Here is a 21,003-nt window from a genome sequence, read left to right as displayed (position 1 = left end):
TTCTTAATATTTAATCCAACTTCTCGGAGATAGTTCGGCGACCTTTTTCAATTCCATCAGTCTCTTCAACTCGATCTTTCTCCCCGAGAATATACCTTTTACAAGCTGAATTAACTTTTCTACAGAAAGTTCCGTATCCAAAAAGTCCTCGGGCATATCCTGTCCCCATTGGTACAGACTCTCCCTGCTGATAGGATGAAAGCCTACCGGAACCGTATCGTCGAATTTATCTCCGTCCGTATAATGTTCCACGAGCATTCCGCTTGGATCTCTCTGATAATCGAATATCTGGCTTCCCAAAATATGCCTCCCGATTCCCCAAGCAGGCTTCCAACCTCTTCTCAAAAGCCATTCCCGGCCCTTAGCGACTTCATCCAAATCTTCCAACTCGAAAGCACAATGTTCCAATCTATCGTCTATTCCGGAGGCGATCACAATAGTATGATGATCGGTGAGTTTTTCTCCCAAATCGCATCGCAAAAAGGCGATCACCGGTTCCTTGGATTCCGGAAGTATTTGTATATCGGATGGGATCATACCGAATACGTCGCAATACCATTGCGCATTCTTTAAAAATTCCTGTTTTAAAAAAACTGCATGTCCCAAACGATTCACTTTAGCGGGTCCCACCTCATACGGCTGGGGCTGATTTTTACGCGTGACCTTTCCGTCACTATTCCAATTTCTAGATCTTCTATTCCTTTCCATTTCCTCCAAAGAAGAAGGAAGTAATACCGCATCCACTGGAAGGCCGGATGGATCCTGAATCGTCACCGTCGGAAAATGACCGCTGCCGAATCTTCCCAAAGGCCGGACCTCGGCTCCGTCTATTCTTCTTAACCTTTCGAATTCTTCCGCAGAAGATATATATAATCCGAGTCCTAGCAAAAAGTCCCTGTCGGCCTTTTCCAAAGACCAACAGGGCAGATTGGAGCTAAAGCCACGAAACAAAATTCTTTCCTTTGATACTTCAAAGGTAGAAAGCCCAAAATCCTGATAGTATTCGGCGGCCAATTCTAGATTTTTCCTTCCTAACCTAACGTATGCAATATCTCTCGCCTTACTTACAGGATCCTTCGATCTTACAGGGCATTCGGACGGTAATTGTTTCATGGCGTTTTCCCTTGGTAGATTTCTGCAAATCTCAAAATAGTATCGTCCGCATCCTTTCCATAAAAGACTGCTGCGACAATCTTATCCGGACGAACGATCGCAAATCGATCCGCGCCGCCGAAATATTTCAAAAAAGAAGAGGTAACGTCTTCAACCGAATTAGAGACAATCTCGGAAGCCTGTTGTTGATTCGAAATATATAATATTCTTCCTCCCATTTTTTTCCAAATCTCAACGCAAGATTGGCTTAATATACGGGAAGAATGAACTCCGTAACCGACAAGACAGAGATTTGGGCCTAATATAGAATCCGACAATTCCCAATTCCCTTCTCTTGATCTGAGAGGCGCTTGCGGGAAAATGGATCCTGGAGAAATAGAAGAATTTCTTAATGTATTCTTCTTTAAAAATAGACCTTTGCTGAAAGAATTATCCGGTTTTAATCTCAGATCCGATAAATAGGGACGAGCAGGAGTAAAAGATAGGAACTTCATCAAAAAATCCCTGAAAAAGGCTGCGATCCTACTTCTCGTCATGATGATCGAACCCAAAAACACGGCCAAACGTATCATTTTTTTTGCATGTGGTTTTCTCTCGACATTGTAACTGGAAAGTATATCTTTCGAGGCTTGTTTACGTAAAACGGATGCAATTTTCCAGGAAAGATTGAAGGAGTCCCTCATACCGCTCACCAAACCTTGTCCGGCGAATGGAGGAGTTAAATGAGCGGCATCTCCAAGCAAGAATACCCTTCCCTTCCCCATACATTCCGCAGTCTTTGCTTGGAATCGATAAACTGCTTTTCTCTGAACCTTCATGGAAGAGAGTTCTCCCCAAGGACGAATGAGTTCCGCGACCTTTTCCGGCTTCTCCATCTCTTCTCTGCTTTCCCCGTTCCTAAGTAGAAATTCCCAGCGTTGGGATTTTCCAGGACCGGGCACATGGGCGATAGGTCTTTTAGGATCGCAGATAAATTCGACCTTTTCTAGAGCGTTAGGCAGATCATCTACATCTAAGATCAGCCAATCTTCCTTGTAAGCTGAACCTTTCAGTTTCCATCCTTGTTTTTCACGGACCTGACTATGAGCACCGTCACATCCTAAAAGAAAACCCGTCGAAATTCTATACGTAGTTCCGTTACATTTTACTTTTACGATAACTTCCGAGTCCGATTCTATATGGGTTAAATAAGTACAGTCCGACCAAAGTTTTACGTGATCGAATCTTTCGAGGCCCTTTCTAAGAAGTCTCTCCAAGTCCGGCTGATAAATGGAAACCAAACGCGGATGTCCGTCCATAGATCCCATAGAATTGATTTTAGCTAACGTTCCCACGTACGGAGAGATCATTTCGACCCAGGAAATGGAAGGCATAATTTTAGAAGCTTCTTCTCCCAGCCCGGAAGCCTGGAGAATTCTCAAAGCGTCTTGGTCCAGGGAAATGGCTCGGGGAATTTCCAAAATACCTGGATTCTGATCTATTAGAAGGACTGGAATTCCTTCACTTCCTAACAAGTTCGCAGTAAGAACTCCTACCGGACCCGCACCTACGATCAAAACGTTGGGCTTCTCCAGTTCCTCGATCTCTTTCATAAAATGAAACACTAATCAAAATTGATAAAATCGTCAATTATTTTAAATAAGAAAAAGAAGGAAATGACCATTTTTGATAAATTTATCAAAAATGGTTGTGTCAAATTATAGATCCGCAAGTGATATCTTATGACCTCGCCGCCCAAAAAACTACTGCCGAAAAGAGAGCGAACTCGGCTTCAAATCCTGAAAGCCGCTCTCAAACTTTTTGCAAGAAAAGATGCAGGAGAAGCTTCTATCTCGGATGTGATTGCGGAAGCTGAAATTGCAAATGGAACCTTTTATAATCATTTCAAAACCAAAGAAGAACTTTTAGAAGCTTCCTCGTTAACTTTGATAGAATCTCTTGCTTCCGAAGTGGAGACGATCATGGGAGATATGGATGATCCCGCAGAACGAATGGCGCTAGCGGGAATATACTTTTTCAAAAAAGCAAGAATGGATTCGAATTGGGCTTGGGCCCTTATCCGCGTCGCAGCAGTCACACCTAGAATGAGCGATATACTTTTAAGTTATCCGTTGAGGGATCTACAGAGAGGAATAACGTCCGGAAAATTCTCCATTGAATCTACGGAAACCGCACTCGGACTTTTTGTGGGATCCTTACATTACGGGATCAGGAACATATTAGAAGGGAGAGCGAAAAATAAATTACACGATAGAGAAATGATGACTCTGGTACTCAGAGGTTACGGAGTGAAGATCGAGATCGCGAAAAAACTTGCTTCCAAAGGGTTCGAAAGAGCCTGGAAAGAAGAATGATCGATTATACTTTCGAATCCAGTTTAGAGATCGGCGGAAGATTAGAAGATAAAGACTGATAGATCTGCTCCGCAAGTCCCAAAGAAGAATTCGCAGATAGATTCTTGGAATACTCGTCATAGAGCATATCTTCGAAAATTTCTTCCGCATATCCTCCGTCAATGAGTCCGGACTTGTGGACTGTGGATTTCATTTCTTTCAACATCATCTTCACGAAAATGGATTCGAATTCCACGGAAGCATCGAATAATTTTTTACGGTACGGATCTGCGGAAATCTCTTCCTTGATATTATGAGGCATTTTCACCTCGGAAGAAGAAACCTTTCCGGAGAGAGTACTATTAAATTCTTCTCTCAATTGGTCCGGAAAACTTTGGCCCGGCTTTATATTCTTCTCTTCACGTAAAAGCCTTTGTACTTCCGGTTTTTCGGTAAGATCCAATTTAGATCGATAGTCTTGGATTTTATCTATCATTATTGTATCTCCAATTCCGCATGAAGTGCACCGGCCGCCTTCAATGCTTCTAAAATTGCGATAATGTCTCTTGTCGAGGCCCCAACCTTGTTCAATGCTTCCACCACATCGGAGACCTGAGTAGCCTCCTCTATCACGAAAGATTCTTTTGTAGGAGGTTTTTCTCCGCTTAGCCTGGTCGGTCTTCTGTTCTTATCCGCAACGGAAAGACTTAGGCCAGATCTGGCAACTGCCACCTCGTCTATACTGATATTTCCACCCATCACAATAACACCGGATCTTTCGTTGATGACTACTTTTGCTTTTGGACTAGATTCCACAGTGATGTTTTCCAGATCGGATAGAAGGTTTAGAAGTCCCGGTGATTTTGCAGAGAAGCCCGCGCCTACTTCGATCACGATCTCGGACGGCGTTAACGCTTGGATGGACTCCGCTTTTAGTCCGAATTTTTCCGGAACGGTTTCTTTGATACGATTGACTACATTATTCATTAAGGAGAAGTCTTGGCTATTCAAACGAATGACCACTCTTTGGTTCGAAAAAAAATCTTCTTTGAGTTCCGTTTCTACGATTGCACCTGCGTGGACAATTCCGACGGTTTTTTTAGAAGCTCTTCCTAAACCTCCGGCGCTATTTTCTTTTCCGCCGAAAGAGATCACACCGCTTGCAACAGCATAAATTTTGTCGTTCGCTGTTTTTAAAGGAGACTGGAGAAGAACTCCTCCTTCCAACGATTTTGCATCTCCGATAGAAGAAACAGTCACGTCCAACCTATCTCCTTTACGCGCATAAGAAGGAATATTAGCGGTGATTAATACGGATGCGATGTTTTTAGTCTGTTCCGGCTTTAGATTCGCATCCACTCCCAGGTTCTTGAGGTAATTTTTCATACTCTCGCTGGTCATCGGAGTTTTAGAATCCCCGGTTCCCGGAAGCCCGACCACGATCCCGTATCCCGTTATCTGATTATCTCTGATCCCTTCTATTTTAGCCAAATCTTTCAAACGGACTTCGCCCGCGGAAAGTGATACCGAGAATATTATAAAAAGTAAAACTACTTTTTTCATCTGGACTCTCCCAATAAACGGTTCAATTGTTCCAGAATATATCTTTGTTTTTCTTCTTCCGAAAGTTCGGCTTTGACAGTCACCGTTCCATCAGGATTATTGATCGTCTTTAAAGTAATAGGAGGCTGTAGATTTTTCGGTTCGATCCTACCGGTAAATTGGATCTGCAAATCCGCAATACGGTCCGCATCCACGGAATTATCTCTCGCAATAAATTCCGGAGACAGTCTTCCGGTCAAAATTACTTGGGAAGGTTCCCCATTGTACGTAGAGGAACGTTGTCCTTGCAAGGTCAAAAGTCCTGTATTCGCATCCACTGCAGTCACAACAGCGGTTAGATTTCCTTTCAATTTTCCGAGTGACTTGATCTTACCTTTATTCTTACGAACGATCGTGCGGTCCGTATTATACGCAGGATTATCAGGGATCACTTTTTTATCGGGAACTGCCTTGATCGTGATATTCTCATCCGCAGTGGATTCGATCTCGAACTCGGCGGTAAAACCTTCTTTCAATTTTACGAATATAGCGGATCCCACTCTCAGATTCTGGCTTCTGGAGTAAGGATTCTTATCCTGCCATTGAGAAAGATCCTGAGCAAAGAGCGCGATCATTCCGGATAAAAATAAAGCGGGAAGTAAAAATTTTAGGCTTCGGATCATATCAATTTTCTAAAAGGACTATGCCCTTCTCCACTACTCTTGCGGAAATTTTTCCTTCTTTGGAATGAGAAAATACGTCCACAATCTCCCCTATATTACCGGAACTTAATGCTTTTGTCTTCGATTTTACGACCAGATTTCCCTTGGTATAAACAAGATTCACATCTCCGCCTCTTTGCACATCGAATAAGAACCTGAATTGTTTTTTGCGGAGAAGTTCCCCTATTTGCAGATCTTTAAGCGCGGTGGAACCTATATCTTTGGAGGAAATCCCATCGGTAAAAGATTCTTCCATATAGACGGTTCTTTCTTCCAGATCGTCTGCCTGGAGTTTTTGTCCCTTGCGGATCTCTTGTTTGGCGAAGAGTGCGTTTGTTCTTCTCTCCAATTTAAATTTGATCCTTTGGGCATGCACTTTTCTATTTTCGAAATAAAAATCCAAAGAAGCGACTATCTGTCCAGGGTGGATCACTTGTGGAAGTCCCGCCCATTTCAATTCCACACCTTGGCTCGGAACAGTTCTTTCTCCGCTCAAATAGGAGATCTTAAAATCCCCCTCTTTGTCTTGAGGAAGTTTAGATACTTCCTTTTTGAGACTTTCTTCCAGATCCTCCGGATCCAATTCCGAATCCAAAGGTAAAATTAGAGTTTCTTTTCCGGAAACAGGTATGCCTGCCAAAACATCCTTCAAATTTTCAGGACGGATCACTACAGGCGCATTCAGATTTTTTAATACAACCCGATCTTTCATCCCGTCAGGAAGTTTAGCGATTTCGGAAAGTAGGACTTCTTTTTTTGAGGTAAGAAGTTTCCCCCGAAGATAAACCGCTTCCATACCTTCGACCTTCCCTAAACCGGAGGCAAAAAGTCCGGTTAAGACACAGAATAAGATAAAGAAGCGTAAGCTCATATAAATTAACGTTTCAACCCGATCGCGGTAGATAACATATTGTCCGAAGTTTGGATCGCTTTGGAGTTGGACTCGTAAGCTCTTTGAGCAACGATCATATTCACCATCTCTTCCACGATTTTCACGTTAGACATTTCCAAAAATCCCTGTAGAACATTTCCGAAACCTTCCATACCTGGAGTCCCAGGAATTTCCGGGCCGGAAGCGACAGTCTCTTGGAATAAATTTTTACCGATCGCCTGTAAACCGGCAGGGTTCACAAAACGATACAATTCCACTTGACCGATCACAGTAGGACGGATATCCGCACCGATCTTTACGGTCACTTCTCCCTGCTCGGAGATCATCAAAGTATTTAAAATTGCTCCCTCAGGAAGGATAAGAGGAGGCTCCAACAAATAACCGTTGGATGTAACTACTTGTTGGTTGGAATCTATCTTATAAGAACCGTCACGAGTGAATGCAAAACTACCGTCAGGCATTTGGATCTTAAAAAATCCCATCTCGCTTGTGATCGCAAGATCCAGCTTATTCCCGGTCGCCTGGAACGAACCGATCTCGAATAATTTCTGAGAAGCGGCGGCTCTCACCCCATGACCTACATTCACACCTGTGGGAATTTCACTCACGGAAGTGGCGGGAGTTCCTGCCAGAACCATATGCTGGTAAACGAGGTCCTCAAAATCCGCGCGGTTCTTTTTAAAACCGGTGGTATTCACGTTTGCCAAGTTATTTGAAATAGTATCGATATGAAATTGCTGGGCGGTCATTCCAGTCGCGGCTGTCCAAAGGGAACGCATCATTTGAGTTTATACCTCGATCCCTTTATCTATCGGCCAATCCCAAAAAATCCTCAGGGGGGAATTCGGTATTTTTGAGACAAAATACCGGTTTTTCGGAAGTAGAGACACAGGGGTTTCGCACAGAGGCCACAAAGAACACTGAGGATCTGCTAGCGTAGGAACTCCAACATGCCAACTCTGTGCTCTCAGTGAGCTCCGTGCGAAATAAATTCTTACTTCAGATTACGGAAAACAACACAACGATTGGAATTCGTGCCCTTTTCGTTATTGGAAACATTCCAACAATTGGCGAGTTTTGTGAATTTCTGGTCGTTGATGTAGGTATTTTCCCAAACGAGTCCTGTGGATTCCGCACATTTGATGACGTATTCGTCTAAGTTGAAAACGGTCTTTCCTTTTCTGATTTCCCCCACTTCCATGACCACTGTTCCGCCAGGTTTAACAACTCTGGATAATTCTGCCAAGGTTCCTTGGATAAATTCACACCAACCTGCAAGAGTTGCGAATATACTCGGCTTCTGGTCCTTCTCCAGTTCTATATTTAGGAACCAATAACGAAGCCAATTGTCCTCTTCATAGTTCACCTTGTCTAAAAATGGAGGACTAGTTACAACAAGATCCACAGAATTCTCCTCCAGACCGAAAAGATCCAAGGAAGAATGATTGGTGTATCTGTTGCGGAAAGAAAACTCATGATAAAAAGGTGTAAGAGACTCTTTCAAATCCCTTCTCATCTTTTGCAGGATCCTAGGTTTGATCTCCCTATAATCAGGGACAACACCCCTTTTCTCGTTATTTCTTTTTTGAGCCAAAGGAGGAATAGAGATCTGAGGAAAACTATACACTGAAAAAAATCCGTTACTATGCCCATGAAGCCTGGACAATGCGGTTAGACCCAAATATTGAAACTCCGGAGAATCCGAATCGGAAAGGATCTTTTTTAGGTTCTTGATCTCTTTTAAAGTATCTTTATGATAAAAATGTAAAAGACCCTCGTCTTCCTTTTCTTCTTTAACTTTTGCGCTTAGGTCCAAAGCATGAAGTGCTTTTTCGAGTTTTTCTAGAGAAGGAACAGTTTGTCTGGACTTCGCCAAGAACAAGGACATAGGACTGATATCGTTATGGATGGCAGCATAACCTTCTAAATTGGCTTGGACCGCAGTGGTCCCTCTTCCACCAAAAGGATCGAACACGATCCCTTTTCGGTTCGCCAAATATTTTCCTATGAAGAAGGCGGGTAATTCCGGTTTGAACGAGGCTCTGTAGCTGACCACGTAATGGATGGGATGAGATTGCCTTTGTTTGGAGGTCCAAAATTCCCCGGTGAGTATCTTTCTTTCTTTTTTTCGAACGGTACCGTTCATCCGCTCCGCCTTTTCTTTTTTCTTATTTTCGGAAGAAGACGCGATTTTCAGTTTTGCTTTTTAAAATCTGTCGGGACATAAACAAGGAATAGCGGAAGTGAGATCAGAAATACTTGTCTCCCTTGCGAATCCAAAAATCGTAGCATTCAGATCCGGATTTTTCGGGAAGTCCAAGCTCGGATCGATAAGAGAATGAAAACCGTATCCTCTCAACTGTACGAAGAATTTTTAAAAGAGAAAAAAACGAATCGAAGATTCGAACTCGCCGGAATATATATAGGATACGGAGCTTATGTAGTAAGTTTAGGGATCGTTTTCGGGCTAAAGAGAGAAAATCCGCTCTTCTCAGCAATGTTCTTCTTGGGATTATTTACAAGAGTCTCAAGCCTAATGATCGGAAGAGTATTCCTAGTGCCTAAAATTTTTCTGCAACTTCTCTCCCCTAACCTTACAGAAAAGGAAGAAGCCTGGGAAACCATCCAGGCACATAAAGAAGAGATGATAGGAAGGCTTGCAGGGAACATCTTCGGTTGGAATGATTCAAGCGAACTATACGGTATGGACCGGGGAGAAATGACCGAATTTGTACGTAAATACACTTTGACCGATTGGAGAAAGATCGGAAAAATTTTCCTGATGTTTTATATTCCGCTTTTTATATTCGTTACTTATCTTACGATTTACGCCTGGTTTTTATGAGGCGAATATTACGTTTTTCTTTTGCGGTCCTTCTTCTTTCATGTTCCGTAAAAACAGGAACCGACTCGCCCACACTCCAAAAAGAAGAACTGAATCTTTCCGATAGAAAAGTCTGCCTATTCCTTGCTGAAATGGAAGAAGGTACAGTTTTGAAAGTGGGAGAAGATAACTGCAAAAAAAGTTCTCCTTCTATGTATGTGTTCCAACCCGTACTCGCTTTGGCGGCGCTGGAGCTTGGAACATTAAAAGATCCTCATGGATACTTCCCTTGGGACAAGACCAAATTTCCTTACATCAGATGGCAGAAGGAACAAAATCTCCGGACTTCTCTGGAAAATTCCACAGTCTGGTATTTTCAAAAGATATGGATGGATACGGGAACTTCCAAACTTAGAACCTGGTTGAATTCTGTCGGACTTCCCACATCGGTCCCATTCGATCCTGCTAGAAACTTTTGGATGGATGGAGGATACTCTTGGACCGCCGAAGAATTCTACTTATTCTTATGGAAATTATTTAACGGCGAACTAGGGGTACGAAAGAAAAACCTTCACTCAATATTAGAAGGTTTGGAAAGAAATCCAGGAGAGATCAAGAATCCGACAGGCACCCATAAATTAGATGGCAACTTCGGGAACTATTCAGGTTTTTATTCCGATTCCGCGACCGGATACGCTCAAGGAAGATCCGTCTCTTGGTATTGGTTCTTTTGGAAGGGACCGAAAAAATCCTATCTATTCTTATCCAGAATTGAAAGTGAATCGGAAACTTTATCTCCTTTAGAAGCTGCAAAGTTCGGCATGGAATATCTAAAGGAAAAAGGGATTTGGGAAAAATATTTCTCCCCTTCCAACTAAGTATTATTCTTTTCTCATTCTTTCCATTTTAATAGTATGGAGGAACTCCAACATTCCGAGGGCTTCCGATTCTAAGGATGAAACGAAACGCGATTTTCTATATCACCCTGTTAATATTTTCTTGCGGGGCCTTTGTCTTCGTAACGAAACAAGGCAAGTCATTAGAAATTGGAAAAGTCACAAATATTCAAACGGATACTTCCACCTCGGTCGAGTCCTCGGAAGATCCGATCCAAACCTGGAAAAATGCAGGAGCAAAACTTTGGAAAGGTTTTCATGAACCTCTTCCCCTTTTATTATTACAAATCGGAGTCGTAATTGCAGCCACTCGAGTGATGGGTAAACTTGCAGTCATCGTAAGACAACCATTCGTAGTGGGTGAGATACTTGCGGGAATACTATTAGGCCCTTCCTTGTTCGGATTATTATTCCCCGAACAGTATCAGTTTTTATTTCCCAAAGTTTCCTTAAGTTCTCTGCAACTTCTAAGCCAGATCGGTCTGGTATTCTTTATGTTCGTAGTCGGAATGGAGTTGGATCTAAAGATCCTCAGAAACCAAGCGGACTCCGCTATACTTATCTCGCATGCGAGCATCCTTCTTCCTTTTTTAATGGGAGCGATCTTAGCACTTTCTATTTACAAAACCCTAGCACCTCCGGAGGTAACATTTCTCTCCTTTTCCTTATTTATGGGGATCGGAATGAGTATCACTGCATTTCCCGTACTTGCAAGGATCGTTCAGGAGAGAGGACTCACCAAAACTAGGCTTGGAGGACTCGCGCTCACTTGCGCCGCTTCAGACGATTTAACTGCCTGGTGTTTATTAGCCGTTGTGATCGCACTCGTGCAGGCAGGCGGATTATTGGCCGCGTTATTCACCATTGTTCTTGCGATCATTTACGTTATTATAATGTGGAAAATTGTTCAACCGGCCATGCATAGAGCGGGAGGCATCTTCACAAACAGAGAAGCGTTCACCAAAATGGCTGTGGCGCTCTTTCTTCTTTTCCCGATCGCATCCGCCTGGATCACGGAATCCATCGGCATACACGCATTATTCGGAGCGTTCTTGGCCGGGGTTGTTATGCCGGACAAACCCAAACTTAGGACACTTTTAGCGGAAAAGGTAGAAGATCTAAGTACTGCGATCTTTCTTCCGTTATTCTTCGCATTAACCGGGATCAGAACGCAGATCGGTCTCTTGAATCAAGGAAACCTTTGGTGGGATTTTACAATGGTTCTTGCAGTCGCGATAATAGGGAAATTTGCCGGAAGTGCGATCGCGGCAAAAGCCTCCGGAAATAATTGGAAGGATTCTTTGTCCTTGGGTGCACTCATGAATACCAGAGGACTCATGGAGTTGATCGTTCTTAATATAGGTTACGATATCGGGATATTGTCCTCTCAGATCTTCTCCATGATGGTGCTTATGGCATTGGTTACGACATATATGACCGGACCAAGCTTGAATTTAATAGAGAGAATTTTCTCCGTTGTCAAAGATAAAAGAGAAGAAGGAATACTACTTGCGTTCGCATTACATTCCAGAGGTGTGGATCTGCTTAGACTCGCTTCCGGCCTTTTCCAAAACGGGAACAAGACTAAAGAAGTAACCGCACTACACCTTACTCCCGACTCCTGGATTTCCGGAAAAACGGCCCAGAAATACGAAAAAAAGAGTTTTGAACCTCTATTCAAAATTTCTAAAGAATTGGGGATCAAATTAAAAACATTATATAAACCTTCTGATAATGTCACAAGAGATATCCTAAAAACGATCCAATCAGGAAATTATAATATATTCCTGACAGGAGGTGCAAAATCCTTATTCAGCGACGATGTATTGGGAGGGAAGATCAGGACTCTCCTTTCCGAATCCGAAACGAATGCAGGGATATTGGTAGCGGAAAAATTAAAGGAATTAAATCGTTTCATCTTAGCGATTTACTCCGATAAAGACGTAAAACTATTAGGTTTTTCTCTTTCAATGGCTAAAAAAATCGGCGCCAAACTTTCCATCTGGGATCCAAGAGGTAGAGTTCCTCAATTCTCTCAAAAGGAAAGAAACCTTCTTAAAAAGGAAAAGATCATCATCTTAAAGGGAGAAAATCCCCAAATACTTTCCGAAGCGGACTTAGTGATCTGCGATCTGGAAACCTGGGAAGAAGAGACCGAATTTAGGAATTGGGAACTTTCGGACGGCTCCGGATTATTCTTAGTGCGTTATAAGGATTAAAAAAAACGATTCTCAAACAAAAACGTTAAGATACGAAATAGTTTATAATTTTCTAATACAACGATTCTTTTTTGAAGGCTACTTGTGATCATCCGTTTGTTTTTAAAAAGTAGCCCACGCCTGGTTCGGTGATCAAGATCTCAGGATTACTCGGATCTCTTTCTATTTTCTTACGGATCTGGTTTACATACACTCGCAAGTAACCGGATTCCGCCATTTGGTTCGGACCCCATAATTCTTTTAAGATCTGAGTTTGGGTCACTATCTTTCCGGGTCCGTTTGACGCCGCTGTAGTAACCATTCCCCAGAAAACACTCAGTGCCGTTCCAAATCTGTTTCTTTTCCTTCCCAATTCCCAAGAAAATCAATTTCCAACCAAAGTGAAACGGTAAGACTTAAGCAGAACAAAAGAGTCATTCCCAAAAAAAATGGAAAGACCCGCTCTCCAGGAGCCCACCCGTCTTCCATAAGTAAAAGGTAATGCTCCCGGAATAAGAAGGATCAAGATACATTGGTTCCAAGCAAAAAAGACGGACGGATTCTCGAAAGGATGAGCGGAATTGTATGCCCAAAAAACCTAGGCTCAGCGCCTCTGCCTGTGAAATATTCTATTTATAAAATTTCACTAGATCCGAAACTTCTTCCCTAGGTGTATGAAATTTATTTAATACGGAATCCGGTTTAGGATATCCTAAGCTCAATCCGCAGACCACTTTTTCCGATTCCGCTAAACCCAATTCTTTTCTGACTACTTCCGGAAAGGCGGATAGCGCTGCTTGAGGAACCGTCCCCAGTCCGTAACTCCGAGCAAGAAGCATAACTGTATTCAAAAAACAGCCGATGTCCAAAGCGATATAAAAATTGAGTTCGAATTCCGTTGTGATAAATACGGCTGTAGGAGCTCCAAAAAACTCGAAATTTCGGAGCATGAATTTATCTCTGGCTTCCTTATCCTTTCTTTCAATTCCGGCAGCTCCGTAGATCTTCATTCCAAGATCGAACATCCTTCGTTTAGCATCCGCCGGAAAACCGGTAGGCCATATCGTATCCGGTACAGGAGTTTCGGACTGTTTTGCCCTCTCTTGTAATAGTTCCGCCATTCTTTCCCGTTTCGCACCGCTTACCACATGTACCTTCCAGGGTTGGCTGTTTTTCCAACTGGGAGCACGCAAGGACTTGGAGAATAATTCCTGTAATACGGAATCCTCCACAGGCTTGGAAAGATAATCCCGGATACTATGACGGGTGAAAACCGCCTCTTCTACATTGGAAGCAATACCCGAAATATCGATGGATTCGGTTTCTGATGATAAAGAAGACATATAGACCTCCGATTTAGACTTGCATTTTAATAAATTCGGGTCTTTCTGGAAGAAGAAGGACTCGGACAGACAAGTCTGTCTGTTATTTCACCCTAGGAAGAAAATAATGTCAACCAAAGAAAAAGGGGTAAAAGACAGGATTTTGGAAACCGCAGTCAGACTTTTCCAAACACAAGGGTACGGAAATACCGGGATCAACCAGATTATCCAAGAATCCCAGACTGCAAAGGCCAGCTTTTACGATTATTACCCCTCTAAGGATCTATTAGGAAAGGCATATATAGAATTTTACGGAAAAGAACAAATTATCCTGTTGGAAAAATTACGTTCCAGATCGCAGAATGCTCGGGACTTCATACAAGCCTGGACCCATATACTAAAGAGGCAGACCAGAAATAGCGAATTCGCAGGCTGCCCTATGGCAAACACAGCGGCTCAAATCGCGTCTTCTTCTCCTTCTATTTCCGAAGAAGTCAAAAAATTAGTCCTAAGAACCGTGGAATTTCTATCCATCTATCTAAAAGAAATGCAGAAAAAAGGACAGATCCCTAAGAATGCGGATACCCAATCCTTGGCACGTAAGATTTTTGCTTGTTATGAAGGTGTATTGCAGATCTGGAAACTGACCGGAAAAATTTCCGCGTTAGACGATTTACCGGAGATGGTGGATGCGATCATTAAAAGTTCAGGGAAGAAGTAAATAGACCCGGCGGAAATCCCGCCAGGTCCTGAAAGAATTTATGGGCTTGAAAAGTTAACTGTAGTTGAAATCTCAGTGGTTCCCACGATATATAATAGGAAATAATAAGATCCTGCAACAGTATTGGTCCAAGTAAATGTATCCGGTGCGGGATCATTAAAGTTCGGATTGTTAAACTTAGTAAGTCCATCAACAATCGCGCTTTCTGCGAGAGGACAATCAGCCGCCTCGTATACTGTTGCCTCTCCAGCCGCTTGTGGGTTTTCTACGACGTTTGCACCGGTCAGAACAACTGTATCGTTTACTTGAGCTCCCAAAATTTCTACGATCGCGATTGGGTGATTTACAAATGGAATTCTTCCCCAAGTAACGTTGACGGTTCCGCCGTCTCTGGCAGCGCGAGTACGATTAACTGCGATGGCCGCTTTACCGGGAAAATCCACCAAACAGTCTCCCCCACCGTTAAGAGCGCTTAATATTGCTAAATTATTCAGGTCGTCACCATCGTCCTTTTTACAATCAACGAAAGAAGCCGAAAGTAAAAGCACCAATAATAACCAAATCGCTTTTTGTTTCATTTGATTCTTGTCTCCACAGAACAGTCGTTCCTTATACTCGTTTCCCAAGATCGGGTCTGAGTTTCAATCTCAATATTTTGAGAAAATCAAGAAATTGACATAAATATCTGTCATTATGGCTTGATATTTAGAAAAAAGGGAAATTTATCTCCTTTTTTCTTAGGCAATAGATCCTCCACAAGACGAACCCGATCCCGCAGTACATCCGTAACAATGTTGGTGCAATAAGATCTCTCTAGAATCCAATACGGATTTATTGAATTCGGATATTTTACCCGCCTTACCTTCTATCCTCATGTCCAACATTTGGTTAAAATCGCAATCGAACAGGCTTCCATCCCAACCTACACTTAACGTATTGCGGCACATAACGGAGGTTGCGGCGACAGGATTAAAGGAAGTTACTAACTTTTCCAAGTATGCGTCTATGTTTCCGCTTTCTAGTAAGGATTCCAAAAAGCGGCTGATAGGCATATTAGTAATTGCGAATAAGGAATTGAATTGTACGCCATGGGCTTGCTTTAATTCCTTTTTAAAATCGTTCTCTAAGGTGGATTGTCCGCCTGTCAGAAAGGCCCCGACTGGATTATAAACTAAATTTAATACAAGTCCTGAACCGGGAACTCCATATCCAATAGAATTCAATTTCCTTAATGCTTCAATCGAACGATCAAATACCCCTTCTCCTCTTTGTGAATCCGTTCTTCTTTTTTGGAAATAAGGAAGGCTAGAAACCACTTCTAACCTGTGTTTTGCAAAAAATTCGGGAAGATCCTTATATTTTTCTCCGGCAAGAAGAATAGTAAGATTGCAACGGATCATGATCTTCTTCCCTAATTTCGAAGCCTCTTCCACGAACCATCTGAAATTGGGATTCATCTCCGGAGCCCCACCTGTGATATCCAAAGTATTCACACCGGGAGTCGCCAAGGCAACCAAACACTCCTGCATGGTCTCTTTGTTCATAATTTCTTTTCGATCCGGACCTGCATCCACATGACAATGTCTACAAGTCTGATTGCAAAGCTTTCCCAGGTTTACTTGTAGTATGTTCACCCCGGTCGGGAGCATAGGATAGAGTCCCACTTCTTTTAACTTGTCCGAAAAACTAGGCAACGCGAGTTTTTCGGAAACTTCCGTAAGAATTTTCAATTGTTCTTTGGAAGAAGCAAGTTCGCTCCCTCTGGCTAATAGGGACTTCATACTTTATAAACTCCTTATACTCCGAGTTCCTTTACTTTATTAAGGGCTTGCACGCTGTGAACGAGACTTGCTCCACCTCGGATAGCGGCACCTACATGAATGGCTTCCCACATTTGTTCTTCCGTGGCTCCTTTTTCCAAAGTATCGGTTGTATAGGCATCTATACAGTAAGGACATTGTACTACATGAGAAACAGCAAGGGCAATCAGTGATTTTTCTTTGGCGGATAAAGCCCCGTCAGCGAAGACAGCTCCGTAATAATCGAAAAATTTTTTTGCGAGATCGGGTCCGAATTCCCCTATATTCCCGAATTTTTTAAGATCTTCCGGTTTGTAGTATGTTGTTTCTTGAGCCACGAAAGGCCTCCGTCGTTTTTATTTATTTTCGCATTCAAAAAGAAGAATATAATATTACTTTAAAAAACAAAAACGCTTTTGCTGATTGTCGGAGGTATTGGATCTATTTTTTATCGGCGAATTGTAGGTTATTACATTTTTCGCAGACTTCCTGCGGGATCCATCCCCATTTTATCAGAAATCCGAAAACAAAACAACCCGCACAAAATCCCAATACGGATTCCAAACTTGCAAAAATGACAAGAACACCGAGTACAGCTTGGAATGCGTATACTTGTCCTAAAAATAATAGAACAAATGCCGTCCCGCTGAAAAGAACTCCTACAAACTGAGCGAATCTTTTAGGGGGACCTGCCACTGTTTTAGAACCAAGACCGAGTAACGGTACGATCCAATGGATGGCAAGTTTCGCAAAGGGGGAAAACTTGGGACCATACAATACTCTAGCGGAAAATCCATAGAATAGCGCTCCCGCTAACCAAAGCGATTGCGTTATTATTGTGGCCAAACCTAAGATGACAACTAGACCCGCAACGGTCCTTGCAGCGTATTCATTGACAGTGTCTGGAAAATTACCGATTCGAATCATTCTTTCTTGCCCAATGCCTTTTCGTCTAGTTAGACCTGATGCCTGGAAAATTCAATAAAAATTTCGCTATATTGAACAGAATGATTAATATACTAAAGGAATATGGAAATAATTGCCGTGGTTTTGTAGGCACTTCGGCAATTTTACTCCTTTGGGCAGTTCCAATCGCGCTATTTCCTATATTTTTCGGGAGAGCTGATATCCAGCAACTTTCCCTAACCTTCTTCTTTAGCCTAAGTCTCTATATTGTATTTCTAAAATTCTTTTCAAAAGGAAATGAAAAGCTGGGGATCTGGGCCGGGCTCTTACTCAGGATCTGGTTCTTATTCACCCCGGTATTTTTGTCGGAAGATACGTTTCGGTTTTTGTGGGATGGGCTTTTGGTCTCGGAAGGCCGGTCCCCCTATTCGGAACTTCCCATCGATGTAAACTTAGGATTAGACCAAGGTTTGGAGAAGGAACTTCTCTCTAAAATGAATTCTCCCGGGTATTATTCCGTCTATCCTCCCGTTCTACAAGTCCTGTTTTTGGTTCCTGTATTTTTCTTAAAAAGAGGACTTTCCGTTTTCTGGACGATCTCCGTCTGGAAAGCAATTTTAATTTTCTTTGAATTAGGAATTCTTTATATATTTCGCAAATCGAAAAAAGAAGAAGGTTCCGGAAATTTTTTAAAGTACTGGCTCCATCCGCTCGTAATTTGGGAAGGGATCGGGAACGGTCACCCGGAACCGATCTTATTTTTCTTTTTATTTTTAGGAATATTCTTTTGGGAAAAAGGGAAAACTTTCAGTGCGTTCATATTCTATCTTACCTCCATTTTTACCAAAATCCTCCCCTTATTAGCGCTCCCCTTCTTGTTCTTTTATTGGGGTAGAAGGTCCACTATTCGTAATATTCTGCTCTTTTTTGGTATGTGTTTTCTATTATTCGTATCTCTCCTTGTTTGGTTGTTACTCTCAGAAACGGGAGGAAACCTTTTAGAAGAACATTGGAGAAAAGGGATCGGAGTCTATTTTACATTATTCGAATTTCATGGAGGGATCTATTATCTTCTGAAAAATCTGATCCGGCATACATGGTATCCATATTCTAGCGGGATCATACTCGGGATCTTAAACATTTTCGCGATCTGCTTTTATTCTTTTCGAGTTTCTAAGATCCAACCGGACAACAAAACGGTTTTTCTTATGACCGTATGGATCCATTTATGCGGAATTTATTATTTGTTTTCCAGCACCGTACATCCTTGGTATTTTCTTCCCATCTTAGCGGCTTCCATGTTTACAAAAACGATCTGGCCTTTGGTCGCTTCCGGTATCTGGATCTTATCCTATTCCACGTATTCTTCTTCTCCATTTTATGATAGGAACTGGGTCTTAGTTTTAGAACATTCTCTCGTATTAGGAACGTTCCTCTTAGAAACTTTTTATCCGAAAACACACAAGAGAAAAGACTCTCTAAAAGTATTTACAGAATGATCTAAGAATATAATTTTCTCTTGCTTAAACTTGGAAGAAGGCAAATATACTTCGAAACTTCTCACATATATCCTAGGAATCATACATGCTGCCCAAACATTTCGAAACCCTATCCAATACCTTAGAAAAAGAGATCCTGGCCAGCGAACAGATCCGAAGTAAGATACTTCTTGCGGTCTTCGCATTCGCGGGAATTTCTTGGACTATCCTATTCTTATTTTTAGAAAAAGAATTTAATGCAAGCACAGGGATCGCATTCCCTTTCGAGGTGCTGATTGGCACACTCACTTTCGGTACGATTTACGAATTCGTATTTTTAAAATTACTGAATTATCTCAAGAAAAAAGGATTTAAACTCCCGCTTCTACCCAGATTCGGGAACGCCTTGATCGAAACTTCCCTCCCAGGTGTCATATTATTCATTTTGATCCAAAAACATTCTCATCCGGTCGTACCTTTAAATTCCCCTATTTCCAATTTATATTTGATTTTTATAATATTATCCGTCCTCAGAATGGAGTTCGGACTTTCTTTTTTTACCGGAGCCATTGCAGCGGTCCAGTATCTGATCACCGGGTTATTTTTTGTTCCGGATTCTCCGTTAGAAGGCGAATCCGCGTACGGTTTCTTCTACTCCAAAATCCCGACATATATGCGTTCCGGATTATTTTTAGCTTCCGGGATCGTAGCAGGACTTGTTGGCGTAAGATTGAAAAAGATCCTGAAAAACTCGGTTGAACGTTTAGAAGAAAGAAACGAAATTTTAGGAATGTTCGGGCAATATGTATCTCCGTCGGTCGTAGATAAACTCATGAGCCAAAAGACGGATACAGCTTCCGAAAACAAGGACGTATGCGTTATGTTCTTGGATATACGGAATTTTACGAAATTTTCGGAAGACAAAAGTCCTTCCGAAGTGATCACATATTTGAATACATTATTCGAGGATATGATAGAGATCGTAAATAAACATAACGGTATCATAAATAAGTTTTTGGGAGACGGTTTTATGGCCGTATTCGGCGCTCCTCTTTCAGACGATGGAAAGGACGCTAAAAACGCGGTTTCTGCCGCATTAGAAATTCAGAAAAAAGTAATAGAGATGAATCTCTCCGGAAAAATCCCCGAAACAAAGATCGGGATCGGTTTACATTTCGGAGAAGCGATGACAGGAAGTGTAGGTTCCTCCCAAAGAAAGGAATATACCATCATCGGGGACACGGTAAATCTCGCATCCAGAGTGGAACAATTGAACAAGGACTTCGGAAGCGAAATTTTAGCGACGGATACCGTATATGAGCATGTAAAACATTTTTTAGAAGCAGAGTCCCTTCCCCCCGTTAAAGTAAAAGGAAGAGAAAAAGAAGTCCTTATCTATAAATTGACCTGATGCAATCTCCAAAATCGCATTACCAAAACTTTTTGGCGGAAAAATATTCCTGGTCTCTAGGAGATCTTTCCCGGAAGGAAAAGGACCAACTGGAATTCTTCAGATCTTTCGAGATCTCTCCCCAAGGAAACGGAGTGGCCTGGGACTTAGGCGCGGGAAGCGGGATACAATCTATTCCATTAGAAAAATTAGGATTTCAAGTTACAGCAATAGACTTCAGCCAAAAATTATTATCCGAGATCATGATTAGAAAACCGGACACGAAGATACGGACCAAGGTTGCGGACATCAGATCCGGAGATTTATACCAAGGAGTTTCTCCCGAAATCCTTTTATGTATGGGAGATACGATCACACATTTGGAATCCGAAAAAGAATGGGAGAATACCGTAAGTCTTTGGGCAAGTTTTCTTTCTACAGGAAGTAAATTGATTTTAGGTTATAGAGATCTAAGTTATGGGAAACCGGGGGACAAAAATATCTTTGTAGTACGTTCCGAAGAATCCCGAATTTTCACCTGCCAATTACAATTCACTCAGGACAAGGTAGAAGTCACGGATATATTTCATGAAAAATCCGATAAGGGTTGGACCGTTTCCGCTAGTTCGTATAACAAACTGATCCTTCCTATCGAAGAGGTGGTCAGAACAGTATCTCGGAAAAATTTTGAGTTAAAAAGAAGGGATGAGAAAAACGGGATGAAGTTTATTCTTTTCGAAAGGCTTTAATTAGACCCTCGTTCTTCCGATCGGTTCCTTCCTCTAGTTTATTTTGAGAAGCCCTTTTTCTCAAAAACCGTTCGACAAGTCCGGACTCATTGGGAACTTGTACGTATCCTTGCCCGGA

At 42.0% G+C, this 21,003-nt stretch carries 21 protein-coding genes and 2 pseudogenes; 8 read left to right on the top strand and 15 right to left on the bottom strand.

Annotation, left to right across the window (positions count from 1 at the left end; genetic code table 11):
- Positions 1–3: 3 nt before the first annotated feature.
- Both AB3N61_RS06390 and AB3N61_RS06385 read right to left on the bottom strand, forming a co-directional pair.
- On the bottom strand, positions 4–1,113 hold the full coding sequence (locus AB3N61_RS06390; protein WP_367898785.1) for a VOC family protein: 1,110 nt from the start codon (positions 1,111–1,113) through the stop codon (positions 4–6).
- Positions 1,110–2,705 carry an FAD-dependent monooxygenase gene (locus AB3N61_RS06385; RefSeq protein ID WP_020767948.1) on the bottom strand — a complete coding sequence of 532 codons (1,596 nt, stop codon included), beginning with the start codon at positions 2,703–2,705 and terminating at the stop codon, positions 1,110–1,112. Before AB3N61_RS06385 ends, AB3N61_RS06390 begins: the two co-directional genes overlap by 4 nt.
- Positions 2,706–2,834: 129 nt before the next feature.
- On the opposite strand from AB3N61_RS06385, the gene AB3N61_RS06380 reads away from it, so the two are divergent.
- Entirely contained in the window at positions 2,835–3,467 is a 633-nt protein-coding gene (locus AB3N61_RS06380) for a TetR/AcrR family transcriptional regulator (RefSeq protein ID WP_367898784.1), read from the top strand.
- A 4-nt stretch (positions 3,468–3,471) separates the two neighbouring features.
- On the opposite strand, the gene AB3N61_RS06375 is transcribed toward AB3N61_RS06380, so the two are convergent.
- From AB3N61_RS06375 to AB3N61_RS06350, 6 genes are all read right to left on the bottom strand, one after another.
- A complete protein-coding gene (locus tag AB3N61_RS06375) occupies positions 3,472–3,945 on the bottom strand; it encodes a rod-binding protein (protein ID WP_367899065.1) in 474 nt (157 codons plus the stop codon).
- The gene (locus tag AB3N61_RS06370) at positions 3,942–5,009 is read right to left on the bottom strand and encodes a flagellar basal body P-ring protein FlgI (RefSeq protein WP_367898783.1); all 1,068 of its coding nucleotides are present in this window, start codon (positions 5,007–5,009) and stop codon (positions 3,942–3,944) included. Before AB3N61_RS06370 ends, AB3N61_RS06375 begins: the two co-directional genes overlap by 4 nt.
- Entirely contained in the window at positions 5,006–5,671 is a 666-nt protein-coding gene (locus tag AB3N61_RS06365; protein WP_020767921.1) for a flagellar basal body L-ring protein FlgH, read from the bottom strand. Before AB3N61_RS06365 ends, AB3N61_RS06370 begins: the two co-directional genes overlap by 4 nt.
- A gap of 1 nt (position 5,672) precedes the next feature.
- Complete coding sequence (gene flgA / locus AB3N61_RS06360; RefSeq protein ID WP_367898782.1) at positions 5,673–6,581, bottom strand: flagellar basal body P-ring formation chaperone FlgA; 909 nt, start codon at positions 6,579–6,581, stop codon at positions 5,673–5,675.
- A 5-nt stretch (positions 6,582–6,586) separates the two neighbouring features.
- Positions 6,587–7,384 carry a flagellar basal-body rod protein FlgG gene (gene flgG / locus AB3N61_RS06355; RefSeq protein WP_020767975.1) on the bottom strand — a complete coding sequence of 266 codons (798 nt, stop codon included), beginning with the start codon at positions 7,382–7,384 and terminating at the stop codon, positions 6,587–6,589.
- 212 nt (positions 7,385–7,596) lie between these two features.
- On the bottom strand, positions 7,597–8,748 hold the full coding sequence (locus AB3N61_RS06350) for a DNA methyltransferase (protein ID WP_367898781.1): 1,152 nt from the start codon (positions 8,746–8,748) through the stop codon (positions 7,597–7,599).
- Positions 8,749–8,940: 192 nt separating this feature from the next.
- Between AB3N61_RS06350 and AB3N61_RS06345 the strand changes: the two genes are divergently transcribed.
- From AB3N61_RS06345 to AB3N61_RS06335, 3 genes are all read left to right on the top strand, one after another.
- Positions 8,941–9,447 carry a hypothetical protein gene (locus AB3N61_RS06345; protein ID WP_367898780.1) on the top strand — a complete coding sequence of 169 codons (507 nt, stop codon included), beginning with the start codon at positions 8,941–8,943 and terminating at the stop codon, positions 9,445–9,447.
- Positions 9,444–10,304 (top strand): penicillin-binding transpeptidase domain-containing protein, encoded by an 861-nt coding sequence (locus AB3N61_RS06340; protein WP_367898779.1) that lies wholly within the window; start codon positions 9,444–9,446, stop codon positions 10,302–10,304. The genes AB3N61_RS06345 and AB3N61_RS06340 overlap by 4 nt, the downstream gene beginning before the upstream one ends.
- A gap of 77 nt (positions 10,305–10,381) precedes the next feature.
- A complete protein-coding gene (locus AB3N61_RS06335; RefSeq protein ID WP_367898778.1) occupies positions 10,382–12,541 on the top strand; it encodes a cation:proton antiporter in 2,160 nt (719 codons plus the stop codon).
- 88 nt (positions 12,542–12,629) lie between these two features.
- Here the strand turns inward: AB3N61_RS06335 and AB3N61_RS06330 are convergent.
- From AB3N61_RS06330 to AB3N61_RS06320, 3 genes and pseudogenes are all read right to left on the bottom strand, one after another.
- A pseudogene (locus AB3N61_RS06330) lies at positions 12,630–12,815 on the bottom strand (winged helix-turn-helix domain-containing protein); the annotation flags it as partial.
- Positions 12,816–12,905: 90 nt separating this feature from the next.
- Positions 12,906–13,055: pseudogene (locus AB3N61_RS06325) on the bottom strand (hypothetical protein); the annotation flags it as partial.
- Between the two features lie 94 nt (positions 13,056–13,149).
- Positions 13,150–13,863 carry a nitroreductase gene (locus tag AB3N61_RS06320; RefSeq protein WP_367898777.1) on the bottom strand — a complete coding sequence of 238 codons (714 nt, stop codon included), beginning with the start codon at positions 13,861–13,863 and terminating at the stop codon, positions 13,150–13,152.
- Between the two features lie 106 nt (positions 13,864–13,969).
- Between AB3N61_RS06320 and AB3N61_RS06315 the strand changes: the two genes are divergently transcribed.
- The gene (locus tag AB3N61_RS06315; RefSeq protein WP_036088557.1) at positions 13,970–14,563 is read left to right on the top strand and encodes a TetR/AcrR family transcriptional regulator; all 594 of its coding nucleotides are present in this window, start codon (positions 13,970–13,972) and stop codon (positions 14,561–14,563) included.
- Positions 14,564–14,601: 38 nt separating this feature from the next.
- On the opposite strand, the gene AB3N61_RS06310 is transcribed toward AB3N61_RS06315, so the two are convergent.
- The 4 genes from AB3N61_RS06310 to AB3N61_RS06295 form a co-directional block, all read right to left on the bottom strand.
- Positions 14,602–15,141, bottom strand: coding sequence for an LIC20153 family lipoprotein (locus tag AB3N61_RS06310; RefSeq protein WP_020767914.1), 540 nt, complete (start codon positions 15,139–15,141; stop codon positions 14,602–14,604).
- Between the two features lie 159 nt (positions 15,142–15,300).
- A complete protein-coding gene (arsS, locus tag AB3N61_RS06305) occupies positions 15,301–16,344 on the bottom strand; it encodes an arsenosugar biosynthesis radical SAM (seleno)protein ArsS (RefSeq protein WP_367898776.1) in 1,044 nt (347 codons plus the stop codon).
- Positions 16,345–16,358: 14 nt separating this feature from the next.
- A complete protein-coding gene (locus AB3N61_RS06300) occupies positions 16,359–16,700 on the bottom strand; it encodes an arsenosugar biosynthesis-associated peroxidase-like protein (RefSeq protein WP_020767978.1) in 342 nt (113 codons plus the stop codon).
- A gap of 103 nt (positions 16,701–16,803) precedes the next feature.
- On the bottom strand, positions 16,804–17,289 hold the full coding sequence (locus AB3N61_RS06295; protein WP_020767881.1) for a DUF4395 domain-containing protein: 486 nt from the start codon (positions 17,287–17,289) through the stop codon (positions 16,804–16,806).
- Positions 17,290–17,369: 80 nt separating this feature from the next.
- Between AB3N61_RS06295 and AB3N61_RS06290 the strand changes: the two genes are divergently transcribed.
- The 3 genes from AB3N61_RS06290 (at position 17,370) to AB3N61_RS06280 (ending at position 20,885) form a co-directional block, all read left to right on the top strand.
- Positions 17,370–18,767, top strand: coding sequence for a hypothetical protein (locus AB3N61_RS06290; protein WP_367898775.1), 1,398 nt, complete (start codon positions 17,370–17,372; stop codon positions 18,765–18,767).
- Between the two features lie 85 nt (positions 18,768–18,852).
- Positions 18,853–20,157 carry an adenylate/guanylate cyclase domain-containing protein gene (locus tag AB3N61_RS06285; protein WP_367898774.1) on the top strand — a complete coding sequence of 435 codons (1,305 nt, stop codon included), beginning with the start codon at positions 18,853–18,855 and terminating at the stop codon, positions 20,155–20,157.
- Positions 20,157–20,885 (top strand): class I SAM-dependent methyltransferase, encoded by a 729-nt coding sequence (locus AB3N61_RS06280; RefSeq protein ID WP_367898773.1) that lies wholly within the window; start codon positions 20,157–20,159, stop codon positions 20,883–20,885. Before AB3N61_RS06285 ends, AB3N61_RS06280 begins: the two co-directional genes overlap by 1 nt.
- Positions 20,886–21,003 lie beyond the last annotated feature (118 nt).

Origin of the sequence: Leptospira sp. WS58.C1 (assembly GCF_040833995.1) — a bacterium.
Classification (GTDB): domain Bacteria; phylum Spirochaetota; class Leptospiria; order Leptospirales; family Leptospiraceae; genus Leptospira_B; species Leptospira_B cinconiae.
Note: the sequence above shows the minus strand (reverse complement) of the source record. Positions and strands in the feature narration are given on the sequence as shown.

What these genes read in the sequence shown, in the direction of transcription:
- AB3N61_RS06390 (WP_367898785.1), bottom strand. Translation starts at nt 1,113, where the DNA reads ATGAAACAATTACCGTCCGAATGCCCTGTAAGATCGAAGGATCCTGTA.
- AB3N61_RS06385 (WP_020767948.1), bottom strand. Translation starts at nt 2,705, where the DNA reads ATGAAAGAGATCGAGGAACTGGAGAAGCCCAACGTTTTGATCGTAGGT.
- AB3N61_RS06380 (WP_367898784.1), top strand. Translation starts at nt 2,835, where the DNA reads ATGACCTCGCCGCCCAAAAAACTACTGCCGAAAAGAGAGCGAACTCGG.
- AB3N61_RS06370 (WP_367898783.1), bottom strand. Translation starts at nt 5,009, where the DNA reads ATGAAAAAAGTAGTTTTACTTTTTATAATATTCTCGGTATCACTTTCC.
- AB3N61_RS06365 (WP_020767921.1), bottom strand. Translation starts at nt 5,671, where the DNA reads ATGATCCGAAGCCTAAAATTTTTACTTCCCGCTTTATTTTTATCCGGA.
- flgA (WP_367898782.1), bottom strand. Translation starts at nt 6,581, where the DNA reads ATGAGCTTACGCTTCTTTATCTTATTCTGTGTCTTAACCGGACTTTTT.
- flgG (WP_020767975.1), bottom strand. Translation starts at nt 7,384, where the DNA reads ATGATGCGTTCCCTTTGGACAGCCGCGACTGGAATGACCGCCCAGCAA.
- AB3N61_RS06350 (WP_367898781.1), bottom strand. Translation starts at nt 8,748, where the DNA reads ATGAACGGTACCGTTCGAAAAAAAGAAAGAAAGATACTCACCGGGGAA.
- AB3N61_RS06345 (WP_367898780.1), top strand. Translation starts at nt 8,941, where the DNA reads ATGAAAACCGTATCCTCTCAACTGTACGAAGAATTTTTAAAAGAGAAA.
- AB3N61_RS06340 (WP_367898779.1), top strand. Translation starts at nt 9,444, where the DNA reads ATGAGGCGAATATTACGTTTTTCTTTTGCGGTCCTTCTTCTTTCATGT.
- AB3N61_RS06335 (WP_367898778.1), top strand. Translation starts at nt 10,382, where the DNA reads ATGAAACGAAACGCGATTTTCTATATCACCCTGTTAATATTTTCTTGC.
- AB3N61_RS06320 (WP_367898777.1), bottom strand. Translation starts at nt 13,863, where the DNA reads ATGTCTTCTTTATCATCAGAAACCGAATCCATCGATATTTCGGGTATT.
- AB3N61_RS06315 (WP_036088557.1), top strand. Translation starts at nt 13,970, where the DNA reads ATGTCAACCAAAGAAAAAGGGGTAAAAGACAGGATTTTGGAAACCGCA.
- AB3N61_RS06310 (WP_020767914.1), bottom strand. Translation starts at nt 15,141, where the DNA reads ATGAAACAAAAAGCGATTTGGTTATTATTGGTGCTTTTACTTTCGGCT.
- arsS (WP_367898776.1), bottom strand. Translation starts at nt 16,344, where the DNA reads ATGAAGTCCCTATTAGCCAGAGGGAGCGAACTTGCTTCTTCCAAAGAA.
- AB3N61_RS06295 (WP_020767881.1), bottom strand. Translation starts at nt 17,289, where the DNA reads ATGATTCGAATCGGTAATTTTCCAGACACTGTCAATGAATACGCTGCA.
- AB3N61_RS06290 (WP_367898775.1), top strand. Translation starts at nt 17,370, where the DNA reads ATGATTAATATACTAAAGGAATATGGAAATAATTGCCGTGGTTTTGTA.
- AB3N61_RS06285 (WP_367898774.1), top strand. Translation starts at nt 18,853, where the DNA reads ATGCTGCCCAAACATTTCGAAACCCTATCCAATACCTTAGAAAAAGAG.
- AB3N61_RS06280 (WP_367898773.1), top strand. Translation starts at nt 20,157, where the DNA reads ATGCAATCTCCAAAATCGCATTACCAAAACTTTTTGGCGGAAAAATAT.